Here is a 22070-nt window from a genome sequence, read left to right as displayed (position 1 = left end):
TTCATACAAGCGCAGGTTTTCGCGTCAACACCTCTTGCGCCGCCTGCTCGTAAGCGTGCGCCAGTTGCAGCAATTCGAAATCGGCGCGTGGCTTGCCTATCAGTTGCAGGCCCATGGGCAGGCCGCGGGCATCGAATCCGACCGGCACGCTGATGCAGGGCAAACCGGCAAAAGTGGCGTAAATCACCACCTCCATCCAGCGGTGGTAAGTGTCCATCGCCACGCCGTTGATCTGCTCTGGCCAACGCTGCGTTGCATCGAATGGCCAGACCTGCGCCACCGGCAGCGCCAAAAAGTCATGTTGCTCAAACAGCCCCAGCATATGCTGGTAAAAAGCCGTGCGCTGCGCGCTGGCGCTGAGGAATTCGCTGCCGCTGAGTTGGCGCGCCTGATCGGCTTCCCACAAGGCCTCGGGCTTGATCAGGGCGCGGTTCCCGGGGTTCAGCAAAAACGGCGCAATGCGCGCCGCCACCAGGGCCCGGCGCCAGACCAGCCAGGCCTGCCAGATGGCTTGCGGCGGGGTGCCAAGTTGCATGGGCTGCACCGCGCAGCCCAGATTCTCGAAGCGCCGCAAGCCTTGCTCGCAGACCGCCAGAATGCCCGGCTCCATCGGCAGGTAGCCCGCCAGGTCGGCCAGCCAGCCGATGCGCAGCTGTTTGCAGTCAATACCCTCCAGCGGTCGCGTGAAATCGACGCCATCGGCCAGTGAAAGAGGCACGCGCGGGTCAAAGCCGGCCTGCACCGCCAGCAAGCGGGCCACATCCCGCACACTGCGCCCCATCGGCCCTTCGGTGCCCAGTTGACTGACCCAGACGTCCGGCGTCGGCCACAGCGGCACCCGGCCCTGGCTGGGGCGCAGGCCGAAGACGTTGTTCCAGCCGGCCGGGTTGCGCAGACTGCCCATGAAATCGGAGCCGTCGGCCACCGGCAACAAGTGCAAGGCCAGCGCCACCGCGGCGCCTCCGCTGCTGCCGCCGGCCGATCGGCTGGCTTCGTAGGCGTTGCGGGTGACGCCAAATACCTCGTTGAAGGTATGCGAGCCCAGACCGAACTCGGGCGTGTTGGTCTTGCCGACCACGATGCCACCGGCGGCCTTCATGCGCTGCACCATCAGACCATCTTGCTGCGGTACGAAGTTGCGCATCAGCGGCGAGCCCAGCGTGGTGGCAATGCCCGCCGTATTGGCCAAGTCCTTGATCGCCAGCGGCAGGCCATGCAGCCAACCCATGGACTGGCCGCGCGCCAGTTGCGCATCGCGCTCGGCGGCCTGGCGCAGCAGTTGATCGCCGTCCTGCAGGCTGACCAGGGCGTTGTAGCGCGGATTCAGATCGGCAATGCGCCGCAGGTAGGCCTGCATCGCCTCGCGGCAGGAAATCTCCCTGGCGTGGATCGCCAGCGACAGTGCATGGGCCGTGAGTTCGGTGACGGACATAAGTTCCCGATGATAATCACGGCATGAAATTTCTGGCAATTGACGTCGGCAACACCCGTCTCAAATGGGCTCTTTACGAGCACCCCCGCGCCAATGCCAGGGTACTGGCGCAGGGTGCCGAATTTCTCGACCACATCGACAAGCTGGCCGAAGGGGCCTGGGCCACGCTGACGCCGCCCGAGCGCATGCTGGGCTGCGTGGTTGCCGGCGACGCCGTGCGGCGCCGGGTCGAGGATCAGATGGAAATCTGGGATGTGGCGCCGCAATGGGTGGTGGCCAGTGCCGCCGAGGCCGGCATCAGCAATGGCTACGACTATCCGGCGCGCTTGGGCGCCGACCGCTGGGTGGCGATGATTGGCGCCTGGCATTGCGCGCTGGCGCAAGGTCCGGCGCGACCGCTGGTGGTGGTCATGGTCGGCACCGCCGTCACCGTCGATGCCATTGATGCCAGCGGCAAGTTCCTGGGCGGTTTGATCCTGCCGGGCCACGGCATCATGCTGCGCGCTCTGGAATCGGGCACCGCCGGCCTGCACGTGCCGACCGGCGAGGTGCGCGAGTTCCCGACCAACACCAGCGACGCCCTCACCAGCGGCGGCACTTACGCCATTGCCGGCGCGGTGGAGCGCATGGTGCAGCACGTGCGCAAGCACTGCGGCGCCGAGCCCAAATGCATCATGGCCGGCGGCGCCGGCTGGAAGATGGCGCCCAGCATGTCGGTGCAGTTCGAACTGGTCGACAACCTGATTTTTGACGGCCTGCTGGAGATGGCGGCGCGCCGTTTTGCGGCTTGATCCTCTGGCCCGGCGGCGGCTCCGCGCGGTCAGCGCTTCTTCTTCAATGAGCTGGCCGCAAAGGCCTGCTCCAGCCGCTGGCACAAGGTGCTGAGCACCTCGATGCGCGCGAACAGCTTGTCGTTGGAGGCCACCACGTGCCACGGCGCCAGGTCGGTCGAGGTGCGGTCAATCATGTCGCCGATGGCGCGTTGGTACTGGGGCCACTTTTCGCGGTTGCGCCAGTCGTCGTCGGTGATCTTGAAGTTCTTGTAAGGCGTCGCCTTGCGTTCGTTGAAACGGCGCAGTTGCTCATCGGGCGTGATCGCCAGCCAGAACTTCACAACCACCGCGCCGGCCTCCGCCAATTGCTCCTCGAACGCGTTGATCTCATCGAACGCCCGCATCCAGTCGCTTTCGGCACAGAAGCCTTCCACCCGCTCCACCAGCACCCGGCCGTACCAGGAGCGGTCAAACAAGGCCGCATGGCCGTGGCGCGGCAGATGGCGCCAGAAGCGCCACAGGTAGGGCTGGGCGCGCTCCTCCTCGGTCGGCGCGGCCACCGGCACCACATGGTATTGCCGCGCGTCCAGCGCCTGCGTGACGCGCCGTATCGTGCTGCCCTTGCCAGCCGCGTCCATGCCCTCGAACACCAGCACCAGCGAGCGCTGGCGCATGTCCGGGCTGCGCATCAGCCCGTTCAACCGACTTTGCAAGGCCTCCAGCCGACGCTGGTAAGCCTTGAGTGTCAGGGCACGGTCGTAGTCGAAGGCGCTCAGCAGGCTGCGCTGGTCCAGCGCTGGCGGCGGCACCGGCGCCGGGGCCGCCACGCTGGGCTCCTGACCGGCCAGGCGCTGTGTGAGCGCGTCCAGCAGGTACTGGCCGGCGGTGAGCGAGCGGTAGGCCGGGTCGCTGCCCTCGATCACCAGCCAGGGTGCCTCACCGGTGCTGGTCTTGCGCAAGGCCTGCTCGGTCACCTTGATAAAGCCATCGTAATGCTTGAATCGCTCCCAGTCCTGCGGCGTCACGCGCCAGGCGTTCTTGGGGTCGGCTTCCAGAACCTTGAAACGCTGGCGTGCCGCCGCCTTGGACAGGTGGAACCAGAACTTGATGAGCAGCGTGCCCTCGGCCACCAGCATGCGCTCGAACTGGCGGATGCGCTCCAGCCGCTGGGCGAAGCGCGCGCTCTTCTCGTGCCCCATGGCGCGCGCCACGATCGGGGCGCTGTACCAGGAGCCGAACAGGATGCCGATGTGCCCCTTGGCCGGCAGCGCCTGCCAGAAACGCCACATTTCCGGCAGGCCGTGCTCCTCGTCGGCGAAGGCGCTGAAGGCCTCGGTGCGGATGTGGCGCGGGTCCATCCACTGGTTGAACAGGTTGACGGTCTCGCCCTTGCCGGCGCCGTCCACCCCGTTGACCAGGATGAGCACCGGAAACTTGGCCTGCGCCAGCAGTTCGTACTGGACCCGCAGCAATTCCTCGCGCAGCACCGGCTCGCGCTGCTTGTATTCCTTTTTGCCAATCTGGTGGCCGATTTCGGCGGATTCGAACATGAGGCTGTCTCCGGCAAGGCTGAGGGCTTGATTACAGCGTGACACTGCGGGGCGGATATTGTCCTGCATCAGGCATCGGGTGCGAATAAAAATCTCTCTGGCCGTCACGCTGTGGCCCGGCACCGACGGAACCGGAAAGTGAACCTGATCCTTGCCGCTCGTCCGCGACTGATCGCGGCAAGGCCTCGGATAACATTGGAGCCGCGATGCTGGACCATCCGCGGGGGGCTGTTTCATTGCGGCGAGCTGGAGAGGGGGCCGGGGGTACGGAAGAAATGTCAGTGAAATCAACGAAGAACCAACAAGAGAATCCCATGTTCAGTGAGCGTTACCCGGAAGAATCCGCGACTGCGCCAACCCAACCGGCGAGGGAGAAGCAGGATGCGGTTGCCGGGAGGTCCAACGAAATGGGCGCGTCGCGTCGCGGCACGCCAGAGCAGGAACTCCATCTGAAGGAATTCATTCTCGACAAAGCTCGCGAGGCGATCTACCTGATCGGTCCCGATCTGCGCTTTGTCTATGTCAACGATGAAGCTTGCCGTTCCCTGGATTACTCGCGGGAAGAATTGCTGGCGATGACGCCCCCTGATATCGATCCCGACGTCACACGGGAACATGCCCAGCAGATTCATGCGCAGTTGCTGGCGCGGGGCAGCGTGACGATCAACACCCGCCACCGGCGCCGCGACGGCAGCCTGTTCCCGGTGGAGATGCAAGGATCTTTGTTCGAATATCAAGGGCAGATGATGAACGTGGCTTTCGTGCGCGACATCACCGAGCGTAAACGCCTGGAAGACCAGTTGGCGGCCCGCGAGCGCGAATTTCGCAGCCTGGCGGAAAACTCGCCGGACACCATCGCACGTTACGGACGTGATTGCCGCCGCCGCTATGTCAATCCCGCTTACGCCGCGCAGGCCGAGGGCAGCGCCGACGCCCTACTGGGCAAGACGCCCTCCGAACGCCCGGTCTACGCCGATGCCCAGAGGTACGAAGCCGCTCTCGCCAAGGTGTTTGCCAGCGGGAAGGGGACCGAATTCGAGTTGAAATGGGCAGACCGGCAGGGCTGGGAGGTTTGCAGCCTGATTCGCCTGACACCGGAGTTCGGCGCGACCGGCGATGTGGCGACCGTGCTGGCAGTGGGGCGCGACATCACGGAACTGAGCGCCTCCCGCGTGAAGATACACCAAATGGCGTTTTACGATGCGCTGACTTTGCTGCCGAACCGCGCGCTATTCGGCGACCGGCTGCGCCAGACCATCACCGAAGCTTCCCGGCACGGGCAATTGGCCGGCGTGATGATGCTCGACCTGGATCATTTCAAAACCGTGAACGACACGATGGGCCATCCGGCCGGCGATGAATTGCTCCGCGAAACGGCTGCGCGGCTGGGCGCCTGCGTTCGCGCCTATGACACGGTGGCACGGCTGGGCGGGGATGAATTTGCCATCCTGTTGCCGGAGCTCCGTTCCGGCGACGACTTGGGACGGGTCGCCACCAAGATGCTTGATGCGCTCAGCCGGCCTTTCCTGCTGGACGGCAAGCAGGTCTTCGTTTCGTGCAGCATCGGCATCGCGCTGTATCCGTCCGATAGCACTGAGGCCGACGACCTGCTGAAATTCGCCGACTCGGCAATGTATCTTGCCAAGCAATCCGGTCGCAACCGGTTCCGCTTCTATTCCAGAGCGCTGACCGAGAGCGCCAACGAGCGCCTGATGCTGGAATCCGACCTGCGCCAGGCCCTCGCCCGCAAGGAACTGGCGCTGCATTACCAGCCCAAGGTGCGACTTCGCGACGGAGTCCTCATCGGTTCCGAGGCACTGCTGCGCTGGAAGCATCCGCAGCGCGGCATGGTGCCGCCGGACAAATTCATCAGCATCGCCGAGGACAGCGGCCTGATCGTCGAGATCGGCGAATGGGTGTTGCGTCAGGCTTGTGAGGCGGCTTTTGCATGGAACGGCATCGGCAAGCCACTGCACAAAACGGCGATTAACCTGTCTGCCCGTCAATTCCAGACGGGCAATCTGGTCGGGCTGGTACGCGAGGTGCTGGAGTCGACGGGATGTTATCCGGAGTGGATCGAACTGGAGATTACCGAGAGTCTGCTGCTGGATGAAGCCAGCGAAGTGCTGGGAATGCTCAAGGCGTTCAGGTCGATGGGCATTTCGATTGCCATCGACGATTTTGGCACCGGTTATTCGGCGTTGAGCTATCTGTCCCGTTTTCCAATCGATACCTTGAAGATCGATCGATCATTCATCGGGGGCATCGCCACCTCAAGCCAAAGTGCCGAACTGGTGAAGGCGATCCTGACCATCGCGCATTGCCTTGGATACCAGGTGGTGGCCGAAGGGGTGGAGACAGAAAAACAGGCGGCCTTCCTGCGCGCGCATGGTTGCGAGATCGCGCAGGGATATTTCTACGGGAAGCCAATGCCAAGGCCGGAGTTCGAATGCCTGCCCCTTTCGATTTCAGGTTAAAGGGTCGCCTTCGATCCGGTTTCGATTCAACGGCCGAGCCCGTCCACCGCCTGCAACAAGGCTTGCCGGGCCTGGCTGACGATGCGGTCTTTCCAGACGTCGGTGTCGGTGTAGAAGGCATCCATCATCTGCTGCTTGATCTGCTTGGCCAACGCCGGCGACGCTTCCGGGTGAATGTTGAGCCAGTGCTCGGCGCGCAGCGCCTGCGTCACTTCCGGGAATGGCAGCGTGCCGTACTCCATGGCCAGGCCCGTGTACTCGGCCTGCGGGCACTCCTGGTAGACGGACATCCACATCAGCCCGGTCAGGAACGCCGAGGTCGACGATCCGTCATAAATGGAGGTCACCGGCGTCGCGCCGTTGCCGCCCCACCATTGACGGGCGCGCGCCAGCGCGGCCTGGTCGTCCTTGCAGGCAAAGATGCGCTCACCGACGCCGCTGGGCCCGAGGCCCGTGTGCAGATCGATCCAGGCGATCTTGCGCGCTATTTGGGCCGAATCGCGCAACACCTGGCGAATCGTCCGGTTGCTCCAGGTCGGCTCGGTGCCGCCAAAAAACAGGCCCTCGGGAAACTCGTGCTGCCCGCCTGACACGGCTGACTGGAACGCGCCCGGGCCATGCTTCTGGATGAAGGCGGCAATGGCGGCGGCGTTGTCGGCATCCGGTGGCCAGTGCTGGGGTAGCAACAGGGGATGAATGGTTCGATACGCCGCGTTGACCGGCAGAGGCTTGCTGAAGTCCTGAAAATTGCGGTTCAGATCGACGTTTTCGTGGGTGGTGCGGCGCACATGGGAAAAGCCGAACGGGTTGAGCGCATGCACGTACAGCACCGCCACACCTTGCGCGCGAGCCTTGGCCCGCCATTCCTGATCATGCAGCGCATACACCTGCACGCCGCTGCCGCAGTAGCCTTCGACGCCATGGCAGGCGCTGCTGACGATCAGCAGTTTGTCAGCATCCGGTGCGCCGTCCAGCACCACGTCCATCGCCAGCACCTCACCGTCGCGCCCGGTGCGCGGATGAACGTGCGAAGTCACCGGCAAACCAGCGCCGGCTGCGGCCGCCAGAAACTTGGCGCGCGCCTGGGCGTAGCTGGCGGAAAACGCTTCGACCACGTTCATCATGTTGGCTTCCTGTCAAGCTGCGGTTTTGAACCATTCCTCGGCCAGGCGCACCCAGTAGGTGGCGCCCAGGGGAATCATGTCATCGTTGAAATCATAGCTCGGGTTGTGCAGCATGCAGGGACCCTCGCCATGCCCCATGTCCCGGTGCGCGCCGTCGCCGTTGGCGATGAAGCAATAGCAACCCGGTTTGGCTTCCAGCATGTAGGAGAAATCTTCCGCGCCCATGGTCGGTTCCTGCACCATCACATTGTCGGCGCCGACGATGCTCACCATCACCCGGCGCGCAAACTCCGACTCCGCGGCGCTGTTGGTGGTGGGCGGGTAATTGCGCACAAACTCGAACTCGCATTTCATGTCGAAGGCGGCGCAGGTGTGCTCGGTGATGCGCTTCATGCGCTGCTCTATCAGGTCCAGCACCTCGGTCGTGAAGGTGCGCACGGTGCCCTGCAACTCGCAGCTGTCGGGGATCACGTTGGTGGCCTCGCCGGCGTGGATCATGGTGACCGAAACGACTCCGGCATCGATCGGCTTCTTGTTGCGGCTGATGATGGTTTGAAAAGCCTGCACCAACTGGCAGGCCACCGGCACCGGGTCGAGCCCGTTGTGCGGCGCCGCTGCATGGGCGCCCTTGCCTCGGATGGTGATCTTGAACTCGTTGCTGGAGGCCATCACGGGCCCCGGGCTGACGGCGAATTTACCCACTTCAAAGCCGGGCCAGTTGTGCATGCCGAACACCGCATCCATCGGAAACTGGTCGAATAAACCGTCCTTGATCATCTCGCGGGCGCCGCCGCCGCCCTCCTCGGCCGGCTGAAACAGCAGGTACACGGTGCCGTCGAAATTACGGTTCTTGGCAAAATGCTGGGCCGCCGCCAGCAGCATGGCGGTGTGCCCGTCATGCCCGCAGGCGTGCATCTTGCCGGCTTGCTGGCTGGCGTGGCCAAAGGTGTTGAACTCCTGCATCGGCAACGCGTCCATGTCGGCGCGCAAGCCGATGGCGCGCGTGGAGGTGCCGCCCTTGACGATACCGACGACGCCGGTGGTGCCCAGGCCGCGGTGAATCGGGATGCCCCACTCGGTCAGCTTTTGCGCCACCAGGTCGGCGGTGCGAACTTCTTCAAAACACAACTCGGGGTGGGCGTGGATATCGCGGCGAATGGCGGCAATACCGGCCGCCTGGGTAACGATGGAATCGATAATTTTCATGAATACTCCTAATCTTCCAAGTCTATCGCCAAGTGCAGAAATGCGCTTTGTGGGCCAAAATACACGCACACACTCACCCCCTGCCCATGAACCAAATCTCCCCTCCCGTGGCTGACGCCGCCGCCACCCAGGTACTGGGCGCCTGCCCGCACGACTGTCCGGACACCTGCTCGCTGCTGACCACCGTGGCCCATGGCGTCGCCATCAAGGTGCAGGGCAATCCGGACCATCCGCACACTGACGGCGCCTTGTGCACCAAGGTGTCACGCTACCCGGAGCGCACTTACCACCCGGAGCGCATCCTGCATCCGCTCAAACGCATCGGCGCCAAGGGTTCGGGTCAGTTCCAGCGCGTCAGTTGGGATGCCGCGCTGAGCGACATCGCGACCCGGCTCAAAGCCATTGCCGCACCCGGGCCTGACGCCGCGCAAGCCATACTGCCCTACAGCTACGCCGGCACCATGGGGCTGGTGCAGGGCGACAGCATGGCCATGCGCTTCTTCCACAAGCTGGGCGCTTCCCTGCTGGACCGCACCATCTGCGCCTCGGCCGGTTGCGAGGGACTGGTCCAGACGCTGGGCGGCAAGCTGGGCATGCGGGTGGAGTTTTTTGCCGAGGCCAAGCTGATCCTGATCTGGGGCAGCAACTCGATCGCCAGCAACCTGCACTTCTGGCGCTACGCCCAGGAGGCCAAACGCCAGGGCGCCAAACTGGTCTGCATAGACCCGCGCAAGAGCGAAACGGCCGACAAATGCCATGAACATATCGCGCTGCTGCCGGGTACCGACGGCGCCCTGGCGCTGGCGCTGATGCATGAGCTGATCGTCAATGACTGGCTGGACCACGACTACCTGGCGCAACACACGCTGGGCTGGGATTTGCTGCGCCAGCGCGCCTTGCAGTGGCCGCCGGAACGCTCCGCGCAGGTCTGCGGCATCACGCCCGAACAGATCCGCGCCCTGGCCAAGGACTACGGTGCTTGCGCCGCCAGCCGGGAGCCGGCCGCCATCCGCGTCAACTACGGCATGCAGCGCGTCCATGGTGGCGGCAATGCGGTGCGCCTGATTGCCTGCCTGCCCGCACTCATAGGCGCCTGGCGGCAGCGCGCCGGCGGTGTGCTGCTGACCAGTTCGGGCACTTTTCCGGTCGACCGCAACGCGCTGCAGCGGCCCGATTTACTGGCCGACCGCAGGCCGCGCACCCTCAACATGAGCACCATCGGCGACGATCTGCTGCTTCCGGCCAGCGCGGCATTCGGCCCGGCGATCAAGGCGCTGATCGTCTACAACAGCAACCCGGTGGCGGTGGCGCCCGAGTCGGGCAAGGTGGTGCAGGGCTTCCTGCGTGAGGACCTCTTTACCGTGGTGCTGGAACATTTCCAGACCGACACTGCCGACTACGCCGACTACATCCTGCCCGCCACCACGCAACTGGAACACTGGGACGTGCATTCAAGTTATGGCCACACCGATGTACTGCTGAACCGCCCGGCTGTTGCGCCGCTGGGCGAGGCCAAACCCAACACACAGATCTTTCGCGAACTGGCGCAGCAGATGGGCTACACCGAACCCTCATTTGCCGACGACGACATGACACTGTGCCGCATGGCCTATGGCAACGCCGTCGACTTTGAGCAACTGCTGGCCAAGGGTTTTGCTACCTTGAGCACCGAAGACGCGCCTTTTGCCGATGGCAAGTTCCCTACGCCCTCCGGTAAATGCGAATTCTTCAGCGCCCGACTGGCGGCGCAAGGTCTGGACGGGCTGCCCGATCATGTGCCCAATTACGAGGCCTTCAATTCATCCAGCGCTTACCCGCTGGCCATGATCTCGCCGCCGGCGCGCAACTTCTTGAACTCGACCTTTGTCAATGTAAAAAGCTTGCGCGACATCGAAGGCGAACCCCTGCTGGAAATGCACGCCTCCGACGCCGCCGCGCGCGGCCTGCAAAGCGGCGACGTGGTGCGGGTCTTCAACCAGCGCGGCGTCTACCGCTGCAAGCTGAAAATCTCCAACCGCGCCAGAGTCGGCGTGGTCAACGGCCTGGGCGTCTGGTGGCGCAAACTGGGGCTAGCCGGTACCAACGTGAACCAGTTGACCAGCCAGGCCCTGACCGACCTGGGACGGGCGCCTACGTTTTACGATTGCCTGGTGCAGGTCGAGAAAGAGGCCGTGAAAGCCGATGCAACACTGTCATTGCGGGCTTGACCCGCAATCCATGGATCCCGGATCGAGTCCGGGATGACAGCCTTGAAATCCCGGACTCGATCCGGGGCCGGCATGACAGTGTCTCTCCTTGTGGGCGTCATGATTTATGAAAGCCCCAATAAGGCCCGCAAGCCAGCGTCTCCGATGCGGGAACGCAATCTGGATTTGACATAACTATAAACGTAGGTATATAGTTGCGCCATGAGCATTTCAACCGTCGCCAAACGTCTGGCCAGCCTGGGCCATGAAAACCGCCTGGAGCTGTTTCAGCTGCTGGTGCAGTCGGGTCCCGCCGGGCTGACCATAGGCGAGTTGCAGTCGGCGCTGGAGCGTCCCGCCTCGACCCTGGCTTTTCACCTGCGCGAACTGGTGCAGTCAGATCTGGTGACGCAGGAAAAAGAAGGGCGCGCGGTTCGCTGCAAGGCGAATTACCCGGCGCTCAATGAAATGATCCAGTTTGTTCAATTGAATTGCTGCCAGGGCGTGGCGCTTCGCGCTCCCGCGCGCAAGACCTCCCGCTGAGCGCTGCCAGAACCTCACGCATCGAAAATTTTTTTAACCCGGAAACACCATATCACTAAGGACATAGGTTTATGAAATCCACTCTCACAGAACAATTTTCCAGCTGCTGCGCCCCCAGGCAATCCCCCGCGGCAAGCGCAACCAGCGCCTGCTGCGCGCCCGCCGCTGCAGCCGCCACCAGGCCATCGAAGGGCGAGGGCGAGTCTGCCGGCAGTGTCAAGGAGATTGTGAAACAGAAGTACGGCCAGGCGGCGACGCGCGTGGCGCAGGGCAGCCGGGGCAGTTGCTGCGGCGACGCCAGCGCTGGCACCGACCCGATCACGTCCAACCTGTACGACGCCTTGCAGTCCGGCGAAGTGCCCGAGAAGGCGTTGCTGGCGTCGCTGGGCTGCGGCAACCCGACCGCGCTGGCCGAACTCAAGGCCGGCGAGACGGTGCTGGACCTGGGCTCCGGCGGCGGCATCGACGTGCTGCTGTCGGCCAAGCGCGTAGGCCCCGGCGGCAGGGCTTTCGGCCTGGACATGACCGATCAGATGCTGGCCCTGGCGGAAGAGAACAAGCGCAAGAGCGGCCTGACCAACGTGCACTTTCTGAAGGGCGAGATCGAGGACATCCCGCTGCCCGACAACTCGGTCGACGTCATCATCTCCAACTGCGTCATCAATCTCTCGGCCGACAAGGACCGGGTTTTGCAGGAAGCGTTTCGCGTGCTCAAACCGGGCGGCCGCTTTGCCGTCTCCGACGTGGTGGTGCGCGGCGATATGCCGCCCGCGATCCGCAAAAGCATGGAGTTATGGGTCGGCTGCGTGGCCGGTGCCTTGTCGGACCAGGACTACCTGGCCAAACTGGCCAGCGCCGGCTTCGAGCAAGCCGACATCGAGGTGACCCGCGTCTACAGCGCCGACGATGCGCAAGGCTGGTTGACCGGACAGGGCAGCGACCTGCAGCAACTGGCGCAGCAAGTCGACGGCAAGTTCGTCAGCGGCTTCATTCGCGCGGTCAAACCGCGCTGAGTGCCGCCTCAGCCGGACTGGGGAAAGCAAGGTTGGCGGGGCGACGGGTGTATCCCTTGGGTCGGGAAACCCGTCCAAGTCAGCGGATGAGGAAAAAAAATCATCCCTTGCTTGACAACCGAAACCAAAAGGAAAACATCATGAGTGACTTATCCCCCCGCGAGCGTGAACTGGTGGCCCTGGGCGCCGCCATGGGCAGCAATTGCGTGCCCTGCATCGAGTTCCATATTCCGGAGTCCCGCAAAGCCGGTCTGAGCGACGCGGAAATCCACGCCGCAATTCTGCATGCCGACAAGATTCGGCAAGTCCCGGCGCGCAAGACCTTGCAGACCGCGCTGAACCTGCTGCCGTCGGTGGCGGCCGCGGCAAGCCCAGCCGCGCCGGCGGCCGGATGCGGCTGCAACTAAGCGCTTGATGCGGCGCCGGAGTATTGCTTGAGGAACGTGAAATGAATGGTGTTGCCGCACCCGCCACGTTCCGTGACATCGCCGACGAGCTGGCGCCGCCGCTGCGGCGCTACCTGGAGCGCTACGTCGGCGACCGGGCCGTGGCAGAAGAGCTGTCTCAGGAAACCCTGCTGCGCGTGCACCGGGGGCTGGCCTCTTTTGCCGGACGCTCCTCGCTCAAGACCTGGGCATTTGCCATCGCCAACCGCGTGGCGGCCGATTACCTGCGCCAGCCGGAGCGCAGGACGCGCATCGTGGAACTGGACGAAGTCGACGAACCGGTTGATCCGGAGCGCGCGCCCGATGAGCAACTGGTGGTGGGCCAGATGAACGACTGCATCCGCGGCGTCATCGACAGCCTGCCCGAGAGCTACCGCTCGGCCCTCATCCTGCACGATCTGGAAGCGCTCTCCGCCGAGCAGACCGCCCAGATTTGCGACTGCTCGGTGGCCACGGCCAAGATCAGGATTCACCGCGCACGGCTTCGTCTGAAGGACGCGCTGACCCGGCAGTGCCAGTTCTACCGCGATCAGGACAGCGTGTTTCGTTGCGATCGCAAGGCCTGACCGAATCAACGCGCGACGGCGTGCGACAGCACGAACGCCGCTATTGCGGCACTGTCCGCCAGGTCCAGTTGCGCCAGACCCGGCGTTACACCCAACTCAGACGGCGAGGCCGGCGGCGTATCGCTGGCGATGGCGACAATGCCGGGCCAGTCGGGCCACAGTGTCGGCTTGCCGACCGACGCGCGCCAGACTTCGAGTTTCGGAAAATTGCCGTGCTTGAAACCTTCGATCAACACCAGGTCGCAGTGCTGCATGCGGTCCAGCAGGTAGTCCAGCGACGGCTCCGGCGCACCCCGCAACTCGTGCATCAAGGCCCAGCGGTCGTTGCCCAGCAGCAGCACTTCCTTGCAGCCCGATTCACGCAGGCGGTAGGAGTCTTTGCCGGGCCGGTCGATGTCGATGTTCTTGTGGCTGTGCTTGATCAGCGACACCACCAGGTCGCGCGCGGCGATCTCAGGTACCAGCCGCTCCAGCAGCGTGGTCTTGCCCATGCCGGAATGCCCGGCGATACCAAATATTTTCATGACAGAGCCCGCAATTCCTTGGTATCACATGCAGCGATCAGTGCACTGTCAGCGTGCCCGCTTCCATGCGCACGAAGCGTTCGGCGAATTCGGCCAGTTCACGGTAGAAGGCGGTCTCGGCGCCGGCTTTGACGGCAGCGGCGAACGGACCGATCCAGGCACCCAGGTGTTCGGCAAGAAACTGCTTTTGCAGCAACTCACCGGCCGCCTGATCCTGCCTGTTGGCCGCCTTCAGCGCCTGGTTGCGGGTAAAGATCAGCAAGTACAGGAACTCCAGTTCCACCGCCACGTGGTCTGGCAAATCGCAAAAATCATCGTCAATGGCAAAACCGCCCTGGTCGTAAAGCGCCAGCAGCGCCAAGGTCGAGTCCTGCATCAGCCCCGTTCGACCACTCAGCCAGACCGACCCATAAGGCTGGGCCAGCGGCCGCACCGGCCCGAGAAAGAGCCGGCTGTAGTCCAGCAGCAGGGTCGGGAGGTCCTGCGCCGCAAAGGCTTCGCCCAGTGCGCGGGCGCGGGCGGCAAGGTCCGGATCGATGCGCTGGGCCGCCTCCGACATGGAGGCAAACAAACGCTCTTGGGCGAACTCTTGCGCCGGCTCGTAAAAGCAGGCGGCGAGGAAGCGGCACAAGTCCTCGCGTGCGCTGGCCTGCTCCGGCTGGTACTGTGACATCACTGCTCCTGAAACAAAAGGGAACCCATCCACCCGTTCCCCCGCTGCGACACCGGGCCGATCAAGCGCGGGCGCTGTACTTGCCAATGTAATGCACGTTGGGTTTGGTGCCTTTTTCTTCCAGTAAACGGAAGCTCTTTTCAGTCTTGAGGATCTGCGAAATCTGACTGTTCGGATCGTCCTGGTCGCCGAAGATGCGCGCCTTGGATGCGCAGACTTCCACACACGCCGGCTGTAGACCGTTTAGCACACGGTGGTAGCAGAAGGTGCATTTCTCGACCACGTCGTCCTGGCGCACGGGCTGCAGGTCGCCGCCCTTCCATGCATTCAACATGGGCGGCACGGCGCCGGCCAGAGCGGCCACTTCGGCGCCCGAAGCGGTGCAACCCGGGATGGCCGAGCTCTTGTCGGCCCAGCGCGGCTGGGTCGGCTCGTCCATGGCGTTGAAGCTGATCACGCTGTAGCTGCCGCCATCCAGGCTGGAAGCGTCGAGTTTCTCGTGGCTGTACGGGCAATTGGTCTGGCATTCCCGGCACCCCACGCACAGCGCCGGATCGTGCAGGGTAATGCCCTCGGGCGTCTTGAACAGCGCCTTGTACGGGTTGCCCGGACCCGCCTTCTTCGGATTGCCAGGGCATTTGGCGACGCAGGGCGCTTCGCTGCAGTGGTTGCACAACACCGGCATCACAAAGTGCCTGGTGTTGGGGAACGTGCCTTCGGTGCGCATCAGGAAATCGGCCCAGTTGAAACTCTGCGCATTGGCGCGATCCCGGGTGTTGTTTTCGGTCTTGCAGGCAAAGGCGCAGGCGCCGCAACCGTTGCATTTTGCGAGGTCGATGACCATTCCAAGTCTTGACATGATGTATTACTCCTGTAGCGGGTTGGGGGCGATCAGGCTTTTTGAATCCGCACGCCGGTGAAGCCGCCGTTGCGGGCGGTCGCACCGCTCAGCCGGTCGTAGTCATCGACCAGGATTTCGTTGTTGTTGCCACCGTTGGGCACGGCCCTGGCGTAATCCTTGGCCGCCACACGGCCATAAGCCCAATGCCCTTGACCGTAGCATTTGGCCACCGTGCCGGGTCGCACACCCTCCCACAACTTGAGCTGGCAGGAGATCGTTCCGCTGACCGAAGTGATCTTCACGCTGTCGCCGCTCTTCAAACCCAGCTTGGCGCCATCGACCGGATTCATCTTGACCACGTCGCTCCAGGACACGTCGCCCGGATCGACCTTCTTGAATTCCTGGTACCAGGGCAGATTCTGGGAACGACCCTCGCGGTTCAAACGCGATTTGTAGTCGATGAACGTGAGCGGATAGTCGGCCATGCTGCCATGGCGTTTGACCGGCTCGTAATGCGGCACGAAAGCCAGCTCGCCGCGCGCCACGTAACCGCTCACGGTCAGGATGTCGTCGGTGCTGGTTTCGAACTTCTTGGCGTGTTCCAGCAAGCCCTTCTTCAAGGTCTCGCTGTAGAACTCGAACCTCTTGGTGGCGGTGGCAAACTTGCCGCCCCAGCCCTTCTTGAGGGTGTACTTGGGTCCGCTGAACATGCCTTTCTTTTTGAACTCCGCCCAGCCAGCGATGGGTGCATCGCCCTTGAGCGGCTCTTTGGCTTTCCAAATCGGGGCGCTGGTCATCTTGGCGGCGATCTCTGAGAACTCCAACGCCGTGGTCGGCGCCTTGCCGCTCTCGGGATCCTTGAATTCCTTGGCGTAGTAGTCGAACAGGTTGGCAAAACCCCTGGCCTTGAGCTTCTCGGCCAGCAGCCACATCACTTCGGTTTCTTCCTGCTTGACGTCCCACAGGCGCTTGACGGCAGCTTGCTGGATGGATGCATAAGCATGGCCGTTGCCCATGTTGGTGACGATGGACCAGCCCTCCGCCGCGTTGAAGGTCGAGGGCAGCACGATATCGGCAAACTGCGTCATCTCCGAGGCGTTGGGCACCAGGTGCACAAAGAACGGCACGGCGGCCAGGGCTTTTTCCCAGCGCTGCGCCCCGGTGGCGGAGAAGGCAAAGTTGGACCAGGTCGAAATCATCACTTTCACCGCGCCCGGATCCTTCAGCATGCCGTTGGCCACGTTGTTGGTCACCACGCCGCTGCCGGGCTTGGCGTTCATCATGGCCGGCATGTCCTTGGCGCCACGGCCGTCGAGCTTCTTGCCATGGCCACCGGCCTTGGCCAGTTCATCCACGTACTTGTCGAAGCTCGGGAACTTGGCCAGCGGTGGACTGCTGGCGCTTTGCCAGACACCACCTTCCACATCGACCGAGCCCAGCAGCCCGTTGAGCGCATAGACAGCCATGGCGGCGTAGGTGCCGCGCGGCGTCATGGCCACCCCGGGGCCCATGTAGACCACCGTCTTGGGGGCGGCCTTGCCCATGGCACGGGCCACCCGCACGATCTGCTCGGCCGGGATCAGGGATTCTTTTGCGCCCCAGGCGGGCGTCTGGTTCCTGAGCACCAGATTCCACCATTTCACCAGACCGTAACTCTCCTTCTCGACAAAGGCGGCTTCGTCCACCACCTGGCCGGCGACGAACAAATTCCGGCCTTCCTTGAAGTCGCCAACGAACTCGCGATTCCACAGGCCTTCCGTCAGCAGCACGTGCGCGATGGCACCGGCCAGCGCACCATCGGTGCCGGGGCTGACGGGCAGCCATTCCTGTGCCTTGGCCGCGACATTGGACAACCTGGGGTCGATGGCGATCACGGTGCCGCGTTTGACGATCTCCGCGAAGCGGCTCTGCATGTTGGGCACCATGCGGTTGGAGGCCAGCGGGTCGGTGCCCCACAGCACCAGGCAGTTGGTGTTGGGCAGGTCGTAGTCGCGGTAGCCGAAGAAGCCCTGGGTCAGACCGGGGCCCATCTTTTCGGCCTCGGCGCAAATCGCGCTGTGCGAGAAATAGTTGCCGGTGCCAAAGATCTTGGGCAAGGTACCGTAAAGCAGCTCGGTCGAGGTGGGGGAATAGCGGCCGCGCATGTAGAGAAGCTTGTGCGTTTCCTTCGCCGTGCGCAACGCCATCATCTTGTCGGCCACGGTATTGAGCGCTTCGTCCCAGCTGATGGGCACGAACTTCGGATCGATGCCCCGGCCCTTGGCGGGGTTGGTGCGTTTCATCGGCGTCTTGATGCGGTCCGGGTCGTACATCTGCTGCGGGATCAGGTGGCCGCGCGGGCAGACATAACCGTGGTTGGTCTTGGACAACGGGTTGCCGCGCACCCGCGTGGCACGGCCAGCCTGAACGAAGATCTGGATCGCACACCATTGCGTGCAGCCCTGGCAGGTGCTGGCCACCCAGTCGCCAACGGCGGGACTGCAGGGCTTGGCCTTGCGCGGCGTGAAGGCGCTGGTCACGGGTGCGGCCGGCACCGCGGCACAGCCGCTAACCAGCGATCCGGCGGAAATACCCGACGCCATGATGAAAATTCGTCTCGTCAGCCTCATAACATGCTCCTGATTTGATGGTCGACCGCTTCGCCGTTGGACGCAACTGCCCACGCTGGAATTCAATCTGACCGAGCTTGGGATAGCAAACTTCGCGCCACGCTTAAAAAACCCCTGGTCGAGCCTTTGGCCCAAGACACTGGCATGGGTCACTCAGCTGGCCTTTTCAGAGGAGAGCAGGTCCTGGCAATCGACCCGACAGCTGCTGTTTGCGCGCCTCTGCCGCCGCCCTGCCCGGCGGCTTGTTCGTTACCCCTTGGTAACGGTGAATGCCACCGATTCGAACCCTTCGTTCGGAACCCGCACAGACAGCGCTTCGCCGGCCTTCGAAGCCGCTAAAATTGACTGCGTTTTCAAGCGGCCGACTGGGTCTCCAGCGCTGCTTGAAAAATGCCCAGCATGACGTTACCTGCAGGTAACCTGAAAAGCCTCTGAGCCGCTCAATGTCACCGTCTGGTAACGAGGAAGCAGGATGTCGAAAATTCTCAAACTCATACTCCTGGCCATCTGGCTTGGCGCATCGTGCCTGAGCGCACTGGGTGGCAGCGACGCACGAACCCTTCGCTTCGCCATGACACCGGCCTTCCTGCACGACCAGCATGCGCTGCTGGCCGAATGGCGGGACTATCTGGAAGCCCGGCTGAACCGCCCGGTGGAGTTTGTGCAGCGCGACCGCTACCGCGACACCATGGATCTGCTGCAACAACAAAAGGTCGAGTTCGCCTGGATCTGCGACTACCCTTACGTGATGCTGAAAAAAGAGCTGCGCCTGCTGGCCGTGGCGCTCAATGAAGGCAAGCCGACCTACCGTTCCTACCTGATCGTTCCGGCGCGCGACCTGCAAACGCACAGCGTCGCCGATCTCAAAGGCCGCGTCTTCGCCTACGCCGATCCGTATTCGAACACCGGTTACCTGGTGCCGCGCTTCGAGATCAAGCAGAGCGGCCAGGACCCGGCCAGCTTCTTCAAACGGACTTTTTTTACCTGGTCGCACCGCAAGGCGATTGACGCGGTCGCCGTGGGATTGGCCCAGGGCGCGGCGGTTGACAGCTATGTCTGGGATGCATTGAACAAAGTGCGTCCGGACATTACCGCCAAAACACGCATTGCCTGGAAGTCCGAGGAGTACGGCTTCCCGCCGCTGGTGGCCCAGAGCAGTGTGCCGGAGGCCGATTTTCTGCTGGTGCAAGACGTCGTGATGAACATGAAAAACGACGCGCACGGCCGTCGGCTGCTGGAGCGGCTGAACCTGAGCGGCTTCATCGCCGGCTCGCCCAAGCTGTACGACCGGGTGGCGGAGATGATGCGGCTCACGGGCGAACGCTGATGCGCTTGTTCGATCTGAGTCTGCGTTTCAAGCTGCCGCTGTGGGGTGGCGGGCTGATCCTGGCCACGGCGCTGGCCGTCTCCACCTCTTTCGTGGTGCAGGCGTGGGACAACCTGAACCAGGATCTGCTGCAAAACGCCGAAGACATCGGGCGCACCATGGCACCCTCCTTGTTTCCGGCACTGCTGCACGACAACGTTTGGGGCGCTTTTGAAATCGTCTCGCTGCCTTTTTCGGCACACCCGGAAACGGCGCTTCATGAGAGCCTGATCGTGCTCGACAACGACAGAAAGGTTTATGTTTCCTCGCGCCCCGATGAGCATCCGGTGCTCAGCGACCTGGCCCGGCTGGGCTCGGACTATCAAGCCCTGGCGGAGGAGCTTCCGATGGCGTCCGACGCCGCCATCTTTTCGCGTGCCGCGGCCGGTGCGCAGCGAATTTTCGTGGCCGTTCCGATCGCCAATGACGGCGTGCGGCTCGGCACCCTGATCGTCACCTACAACAAGTCGTTGCTGTGGCAACGTTTTTCACACCTGCTCAATCGCGCGCTCTGGATCACCTTGGCGGTGCTGGCGGTGCTGCTGCCCATCACCTTCTATTGGGGCCGACGCATGATGCTGCCGATGCAGATGGTGACGGATCGCATCCGGCGCATCGGCAGCGGCGACCTCGAAGCGCTGGACCCGGCGCTGTACCCCTACCGGGACGAGGTCGGTCAGCTCTTTCTGGCCTACGAAACCCTGCTTTCCAAGTTGCGTGAAAAAGCCGAATTCGAGAAAGAAATGGTGAACAGCGAGCGCATGGCGGCGGTGGGCCGCCTGAGCGCCAGCATCGCGCATGAAATCAACAATCCGCTGGGCGGCATGCTCAACGCCATCAGCACCCTCAAGCGCCACGGCAAGCCCGACCCGGTGACGCAGAAAACCGTTTCCCTGCTGGAACGCGGCCTGTCGCAAATCCGCGATACGGTGGCGGCGCTGCTGATAGAAACCAAGGTCAAGAACCGGCCGCTGACGCCCAGCGACCTGGAAGACATTCGTATCCTGGTGACCCCGGCCGCGAACAAACAGGGCACGCAACTCGGTTGGTCGGTCGAGCTGCCGGCCAAGCTCGCGCTGCCGTCAACCCTGCTGCGGCAGTTGCTCATCAACCTGCTGCTCAACGCCATTGCCGCCGCCGGCCCGGCCGGGCATGTGACGGTGCGTGCCCAGGTGGCCGGGGACCGATTCGTTTTGCAGGTCGAAAACGACGGGAAGTCGCTGTCAGCGGAACAACTTGGCCGCCTGTTCGAACCGTTTACCAGTTTCTCCGAACAAGGCCACGGCCTGGGTCTGTGGATCTGCTACACCATCGTCAGCCAACTGGGCGGTACCATAGGCGCCGAATCGAATCCCGCGTTGACGCGCTTTACCGTAACCCTTCCTTTTGACCCCCTCCATGACGCCAGTACCGCCCAAAATCTGCCTGCTTGAAGACGATGAAATCATGGGCGAATCGCTGGCCGACCGCTTCGCCCTGGAGGGCCTGCATTGCGACTGGTACCGCACTGGCAACGCGGCCCTGGGGGCACTGCGCGAACAGGACTACGCCCTGGCCATCAGCGACATTCGCCTGCCCGATATCAGCGGGGATGCGTTGTTCGAGCAGCTGCTGGCCGAGCACGTCCACTTGCCGCCGTTCATTTTCATCACCGGTCACGGCGACATCGACTGCGCCGTGCGCCTGCTCAAGAAAGGGGCGCAAGACTACATCACCAAGCCGTTCGACCTTGACGCCTTGATCGACAAGATTCAGGACCTCGTCGCGCCAGCCCACGATCTGGGGCCCGGCGGACTGGGGCTGTCACCTGCCATGCGACAGATCGAGGCCATGCTGGAGCGCCTCTCCAGCAGCGCCGCCTCGGTGCTGATCACCGGCGAGTCCGGCGTCGGCAAGGAGCGGGTGGCGCAAGCGCTGCACCAATTGACGGGCGGCGGCAAACCCTTCATTGCCGTCAATTGCGGCGCGCTGACCGAGAGCCTGCTGGAAGCCGAACTGTTCGGCTACGAAAAAGGTGCTTTCACCGGTGCCGCCCGAACCAAGAAAGGCGTGTTCGAGCAAGCCCACGGTGGCACCTTGTTTCTGGACGAGATTGGCGACATGCCGCTGCCCATGCAAGTCAAGCTGCTGCGCGCGCTGCAAGAGCGCCGCATCGTGCGGGTGGGCGGCGAAACACCGATCGAGGTCGACCTGCGCCTGGTCTGCGCTACCCATCAGGTGCTGCAAGAGCGGGTCGTCAGCGGTGCCTTCCGGGAAGACCTGTATTACCGCATCAACGTGGTCGAGCTGCGCATTCCGCCGCTGCGCGAGCGAGCCGAGGACATCCTGCCGCTGGCGCGCGCCCTGCTGGCGGAAATCGCCGCGGCCAGTGGCAGGGCGCCGCCCACATTGACGCCGGCGGCCCAGCACGCGCTCAAGGCCTATCCCTGGCCCGGCAACATCCGGGAACTGAAAAATGCCCTGGAGCGCGCCAGCCTGATGAGCGACGGCCGCTCCATTTCGCACGACATCCTGTTCGACCGCCCGGCGCCGCAACTCAGCGGCCAGCAGGATGTGGCCAGCAGCTTGCGCGACTATCTGAGCGAGTGCGAGCGCGATTTCATCGTCCGTGCGCTGGCCGCCCAGCAGTGGCAAATTCAAAGCTGCGCCGACTCGCTGGGCATCAGCCGCAAAAACCTGTGGGAAAAAATGCGCAAACTGGGCATCGACAAGGAAACCGATGCCCAATAGACCCGGTCACG

At 63.4% G+C, this 22070-nt stretch carries 18 protein-coding genes; 10 read left to right on the top strand and 8 right to left on the bottom strand.

Annotation, left to right across the window (positions count from 1 at the left end; all coding sequences use genetic code 11):
* Window position 1: 1 nt before the first annotated feature.
* On the bottom strand, window positions 2-1432 hold the full coding sequence (locus PHS32_RS15505; RefSeq protein WP_301079942.1) for an amidase: 1431 nt from the start codon (window positions 1430-1432) through the stop codon (window positions 2-4).
* A gap of 23 nt (window positions 1433-1455) precedes the next feature.
* On the opposite strand from PHS32_RS15505, the gene PHS32_RS15500 reads away from it, so the two are divergent.
* Window positions 1456-2223 (top strand): type III pantothenate kinase, encoded by a 768-nt coding sequence (locus PHS32_RS15500; protein ID WP_301079941.1) that lies wholly within the window; start codon window positions 1456-1458, stop codon window positions 2221-2223.
* A gap of 29 nt (window positions 2224-2252) precedes the next feature.
* Here PHS32_RS15500 and pap read toward each other — a convergent pair whose 3' ends face one another.
* Window positions 2253-3755, bottom strand: coding sequence for a polyphosphate:AMP phosphotransferase (gene pap / locus PHS32_RS15495; RefSeq protein ID WP_301079940.1), 1503 nt, complete (start codon window positions 3753-3755; stop codon window positions 2253-2255).
* 206 nt (window positions 3756-3961) lie between these two features.
* Here pap and PHS32_RS15490 point away from each other — a divergent pair, with 206 nt between their 5' ends.
* Complete coding sequence (locus tag PHS32_RS15490; protein WP_301079939.1) at window positions 3962-6232, top strand: bifunctional diguanylate cyclase/phosphodiesterase; 2271 nt, start codon at window positions 3962-3964, stop codon at window positions 6230-6232.
* Window positions 6233-6258: 26 nt separating this feature from the next.
* Here PHS32_RS15490 and PHS32_RS15485 read toward each other — a convergent pair whose 3' ends face one another.
* On the bottom strand, window positions 6259-7356 hold the full coding sequence (locus tag PHS32_RS15485) for a M14 family metallopeptidase (RefSeq protein WP_301079938.1): 1098 nt from the start codon (window positions 7354-7356) through the stop codon (window positions 6259-6261).
* A gap of 12 nt (window positions 7357-7368) precedes the next feature.
* Window positions 7369-8562, bottom strand: coding sequence for a M20 aminoacylase family protein (locus tag PHS32_RS15480; RefSeq protein WP_301079937.1), 1194 nt, complete (start codon window positions 8560-8562; stop codon window positions 7369-7371).
* Between the two features lie 86 nt (window positions 8563-8648).
* Between PHS32_RS15480 and PHS32_RS15475 the strand changes: the two genes are divergently transcribed.
* The 5 genes from PHS32_RS15475 to PHS32_RS15455 all read left to right on the top strand — a co-directional run bounded on the left by PHS32_RS15475 (window position 8649) and on the right by PHS32_RS15455 (window position 13316).
* Window positions 8649-10769 (top strand): molybdopterin oxidoreductase family protein, encoded by a 2121-nt coding sequence (locus tag PHS32_RS15475; protein WP_301079936.1) that lies wholly within the window; start codon window positions 8649-8651, stop codon window positions 10767-10769.
* Window positions 10770-10970: 201 nt separating this feature from the next.
* On the top strand, window positions 10971-11291 hold the full coding sequence (locus PHS32_RS15470; protein ID WP_301079935.1) for a metalloregulator ArsR/SmtB family transcription factor: 321 nt from the start codon (window positions 10971-10973) through the stop codon (window positions 11289-11291).
* 71 nt (window positions 11292-11362) lie between these two features.
* Complete coding sequence (locus PHS32_RS15465) at window positions 11363-12304, top strand: arsenite methyltransferase (RefSeq protein ID WP_301079934.1); 942 nt, start codon at window positions 11363-11365, stop codon at window positions 12302-12304.
* Between the two features lie 140 nt (window positions 12305-12444).
* Complete coding sequence (locus PHS32_RS15460; RefSeq protein ID WP_301079933.1) at window positions 12445-12711, top strand: carboxymuconolactone decarboxylase family protein; 267 nt, start codon at window positions 12445-12447, stop codon at window positions 12709-12711.
* 41 nt (window positions 12712-12752) lie between these two features.
* The gene (locus PHS32_RS15455) at window positions 12753-13316 is read left to right on the top strand and encodes an RNA polymerase sigma factor (RefSeq protein ID WP_301079932.1); all 564 of its coding nucleotides are present in this window, start codon (window positions 12753-12755) and stop codon (window positions 13314-13316) included.
* A 5-nt stretch (window positions 13317-13321) separates the two neighbouring features.
* On the opposite strand, the gene mobB is transcribed toward PHS32_RS15455, so the two are convergent.
* From mobB to PHS32_RS15435, 4 genes are all read right to left on the bottom strand, one after another.
* A complete protein-coding gene (mobB, locus tag PHS32_RS15450) occupies window positions 13322-13840 on the bottom strand; it encodes a molybdopterin-guanine dinucleotide biosynthesis protein B (protein WP_301079931.1) in 519 nt (172 codons plus the stop codon).
* Window positions 13841-13877: 37 nt separating this feature from the next.
* Window positions 13878-14513 carry a molecular chaperone TorD family protein gene (locus PHS32_RS15445; RefSeq protein ID WP_301079930.1) on the bottom strand — a complete coding sequence of 212 codons (636 nt, stop codon included), beginning with the start codon at window positions 14511-14513 and terminating at the stop codon, window positions 13878-13880.
* A gap of 61 nt (window positions 14514-14574) precedes the next feature.
* Window positions 14575-15372, bottom strand: a complete 798-nt coding sequence (locus PHS32_RS15440; RefSeq protein WP_301079929.1) for a 4Fe-4S dicluster domain-containing protein — start codon at window positions 15370-15372, stop codon at window positions 14575-14577.
* Window positions 15373-15404: 32 nt separating this feature from the next.
* A complete protein-coding gene (locus tag PHS32_RS15435; RefSeq protein ID WP_301079927.1) occupies window positions 15405-17963 on the bottom strand; it encodes a molybdopterin-dependent oxidoreductase in 2559 nt (852 codons plus the stop codon).
* Window positions 17964-18435: 472 nt separating this feature from the next.
* Here PHS32_RS15435 and PHS32_RS15430 point away from each other — a divergent pair, with 472 nt between their 5' ends.
* From PHS32_RS15430 to PHS32_RS15420, 3 genes are read left to right on the top strand one after another with little or no spacing between them, the layout of a single operon-like run.
* Entirely contained in the window at window positions 18436-19290 is an 855-nt protein-coding gene (locus tag PHS32_RS15430; RefSeq protein ID WP_301079926.1) for a PhnD/SsuA/transferrin family substrate-binding protein, read from the top strand.
* Window positions 19290-20762, top strand: coding sequence for a HAMP domain-containing sensor histidine kinase (locus PHS32_RS15425; RefSeq protein ID WP_301079925.1), 1473 nt, complete (start codon window positions 19290-19292; stop codon window positions 20760-20762). The genes PHS32_RS15430 and PHS32_RS15425 overlap by 1 nt, the downstream gene beginning before the upstream one ends.
* Entirely contained in the window at window positions 20728-22059 is a 1332-nt protein-coding gene (locus PHS32_RS15420) for a sigma-54 dependent transcriptional regulator (RefSeq protein WP_301079924.1), read from the top strand. The genes PHS32_RS15425 and PHS32_RS15420 overlap by 35 nt, the downstream gene beginning before the upstream one ends.
* Window positions 22060-22070: the final 11 nt, after the last annotated feature.

The organism is Rhodoferax sp. (genome assembly GCF_028714215.1).
Lineage (GTDB): Bacteria > Pseudomonadota > Gammaproteobacteria > Burkholderiales > Burkholderiaceae_C > Rhodoferax.
This window is presented reverse-complemented; position numbering and strand designations above follow the sequence as displayed.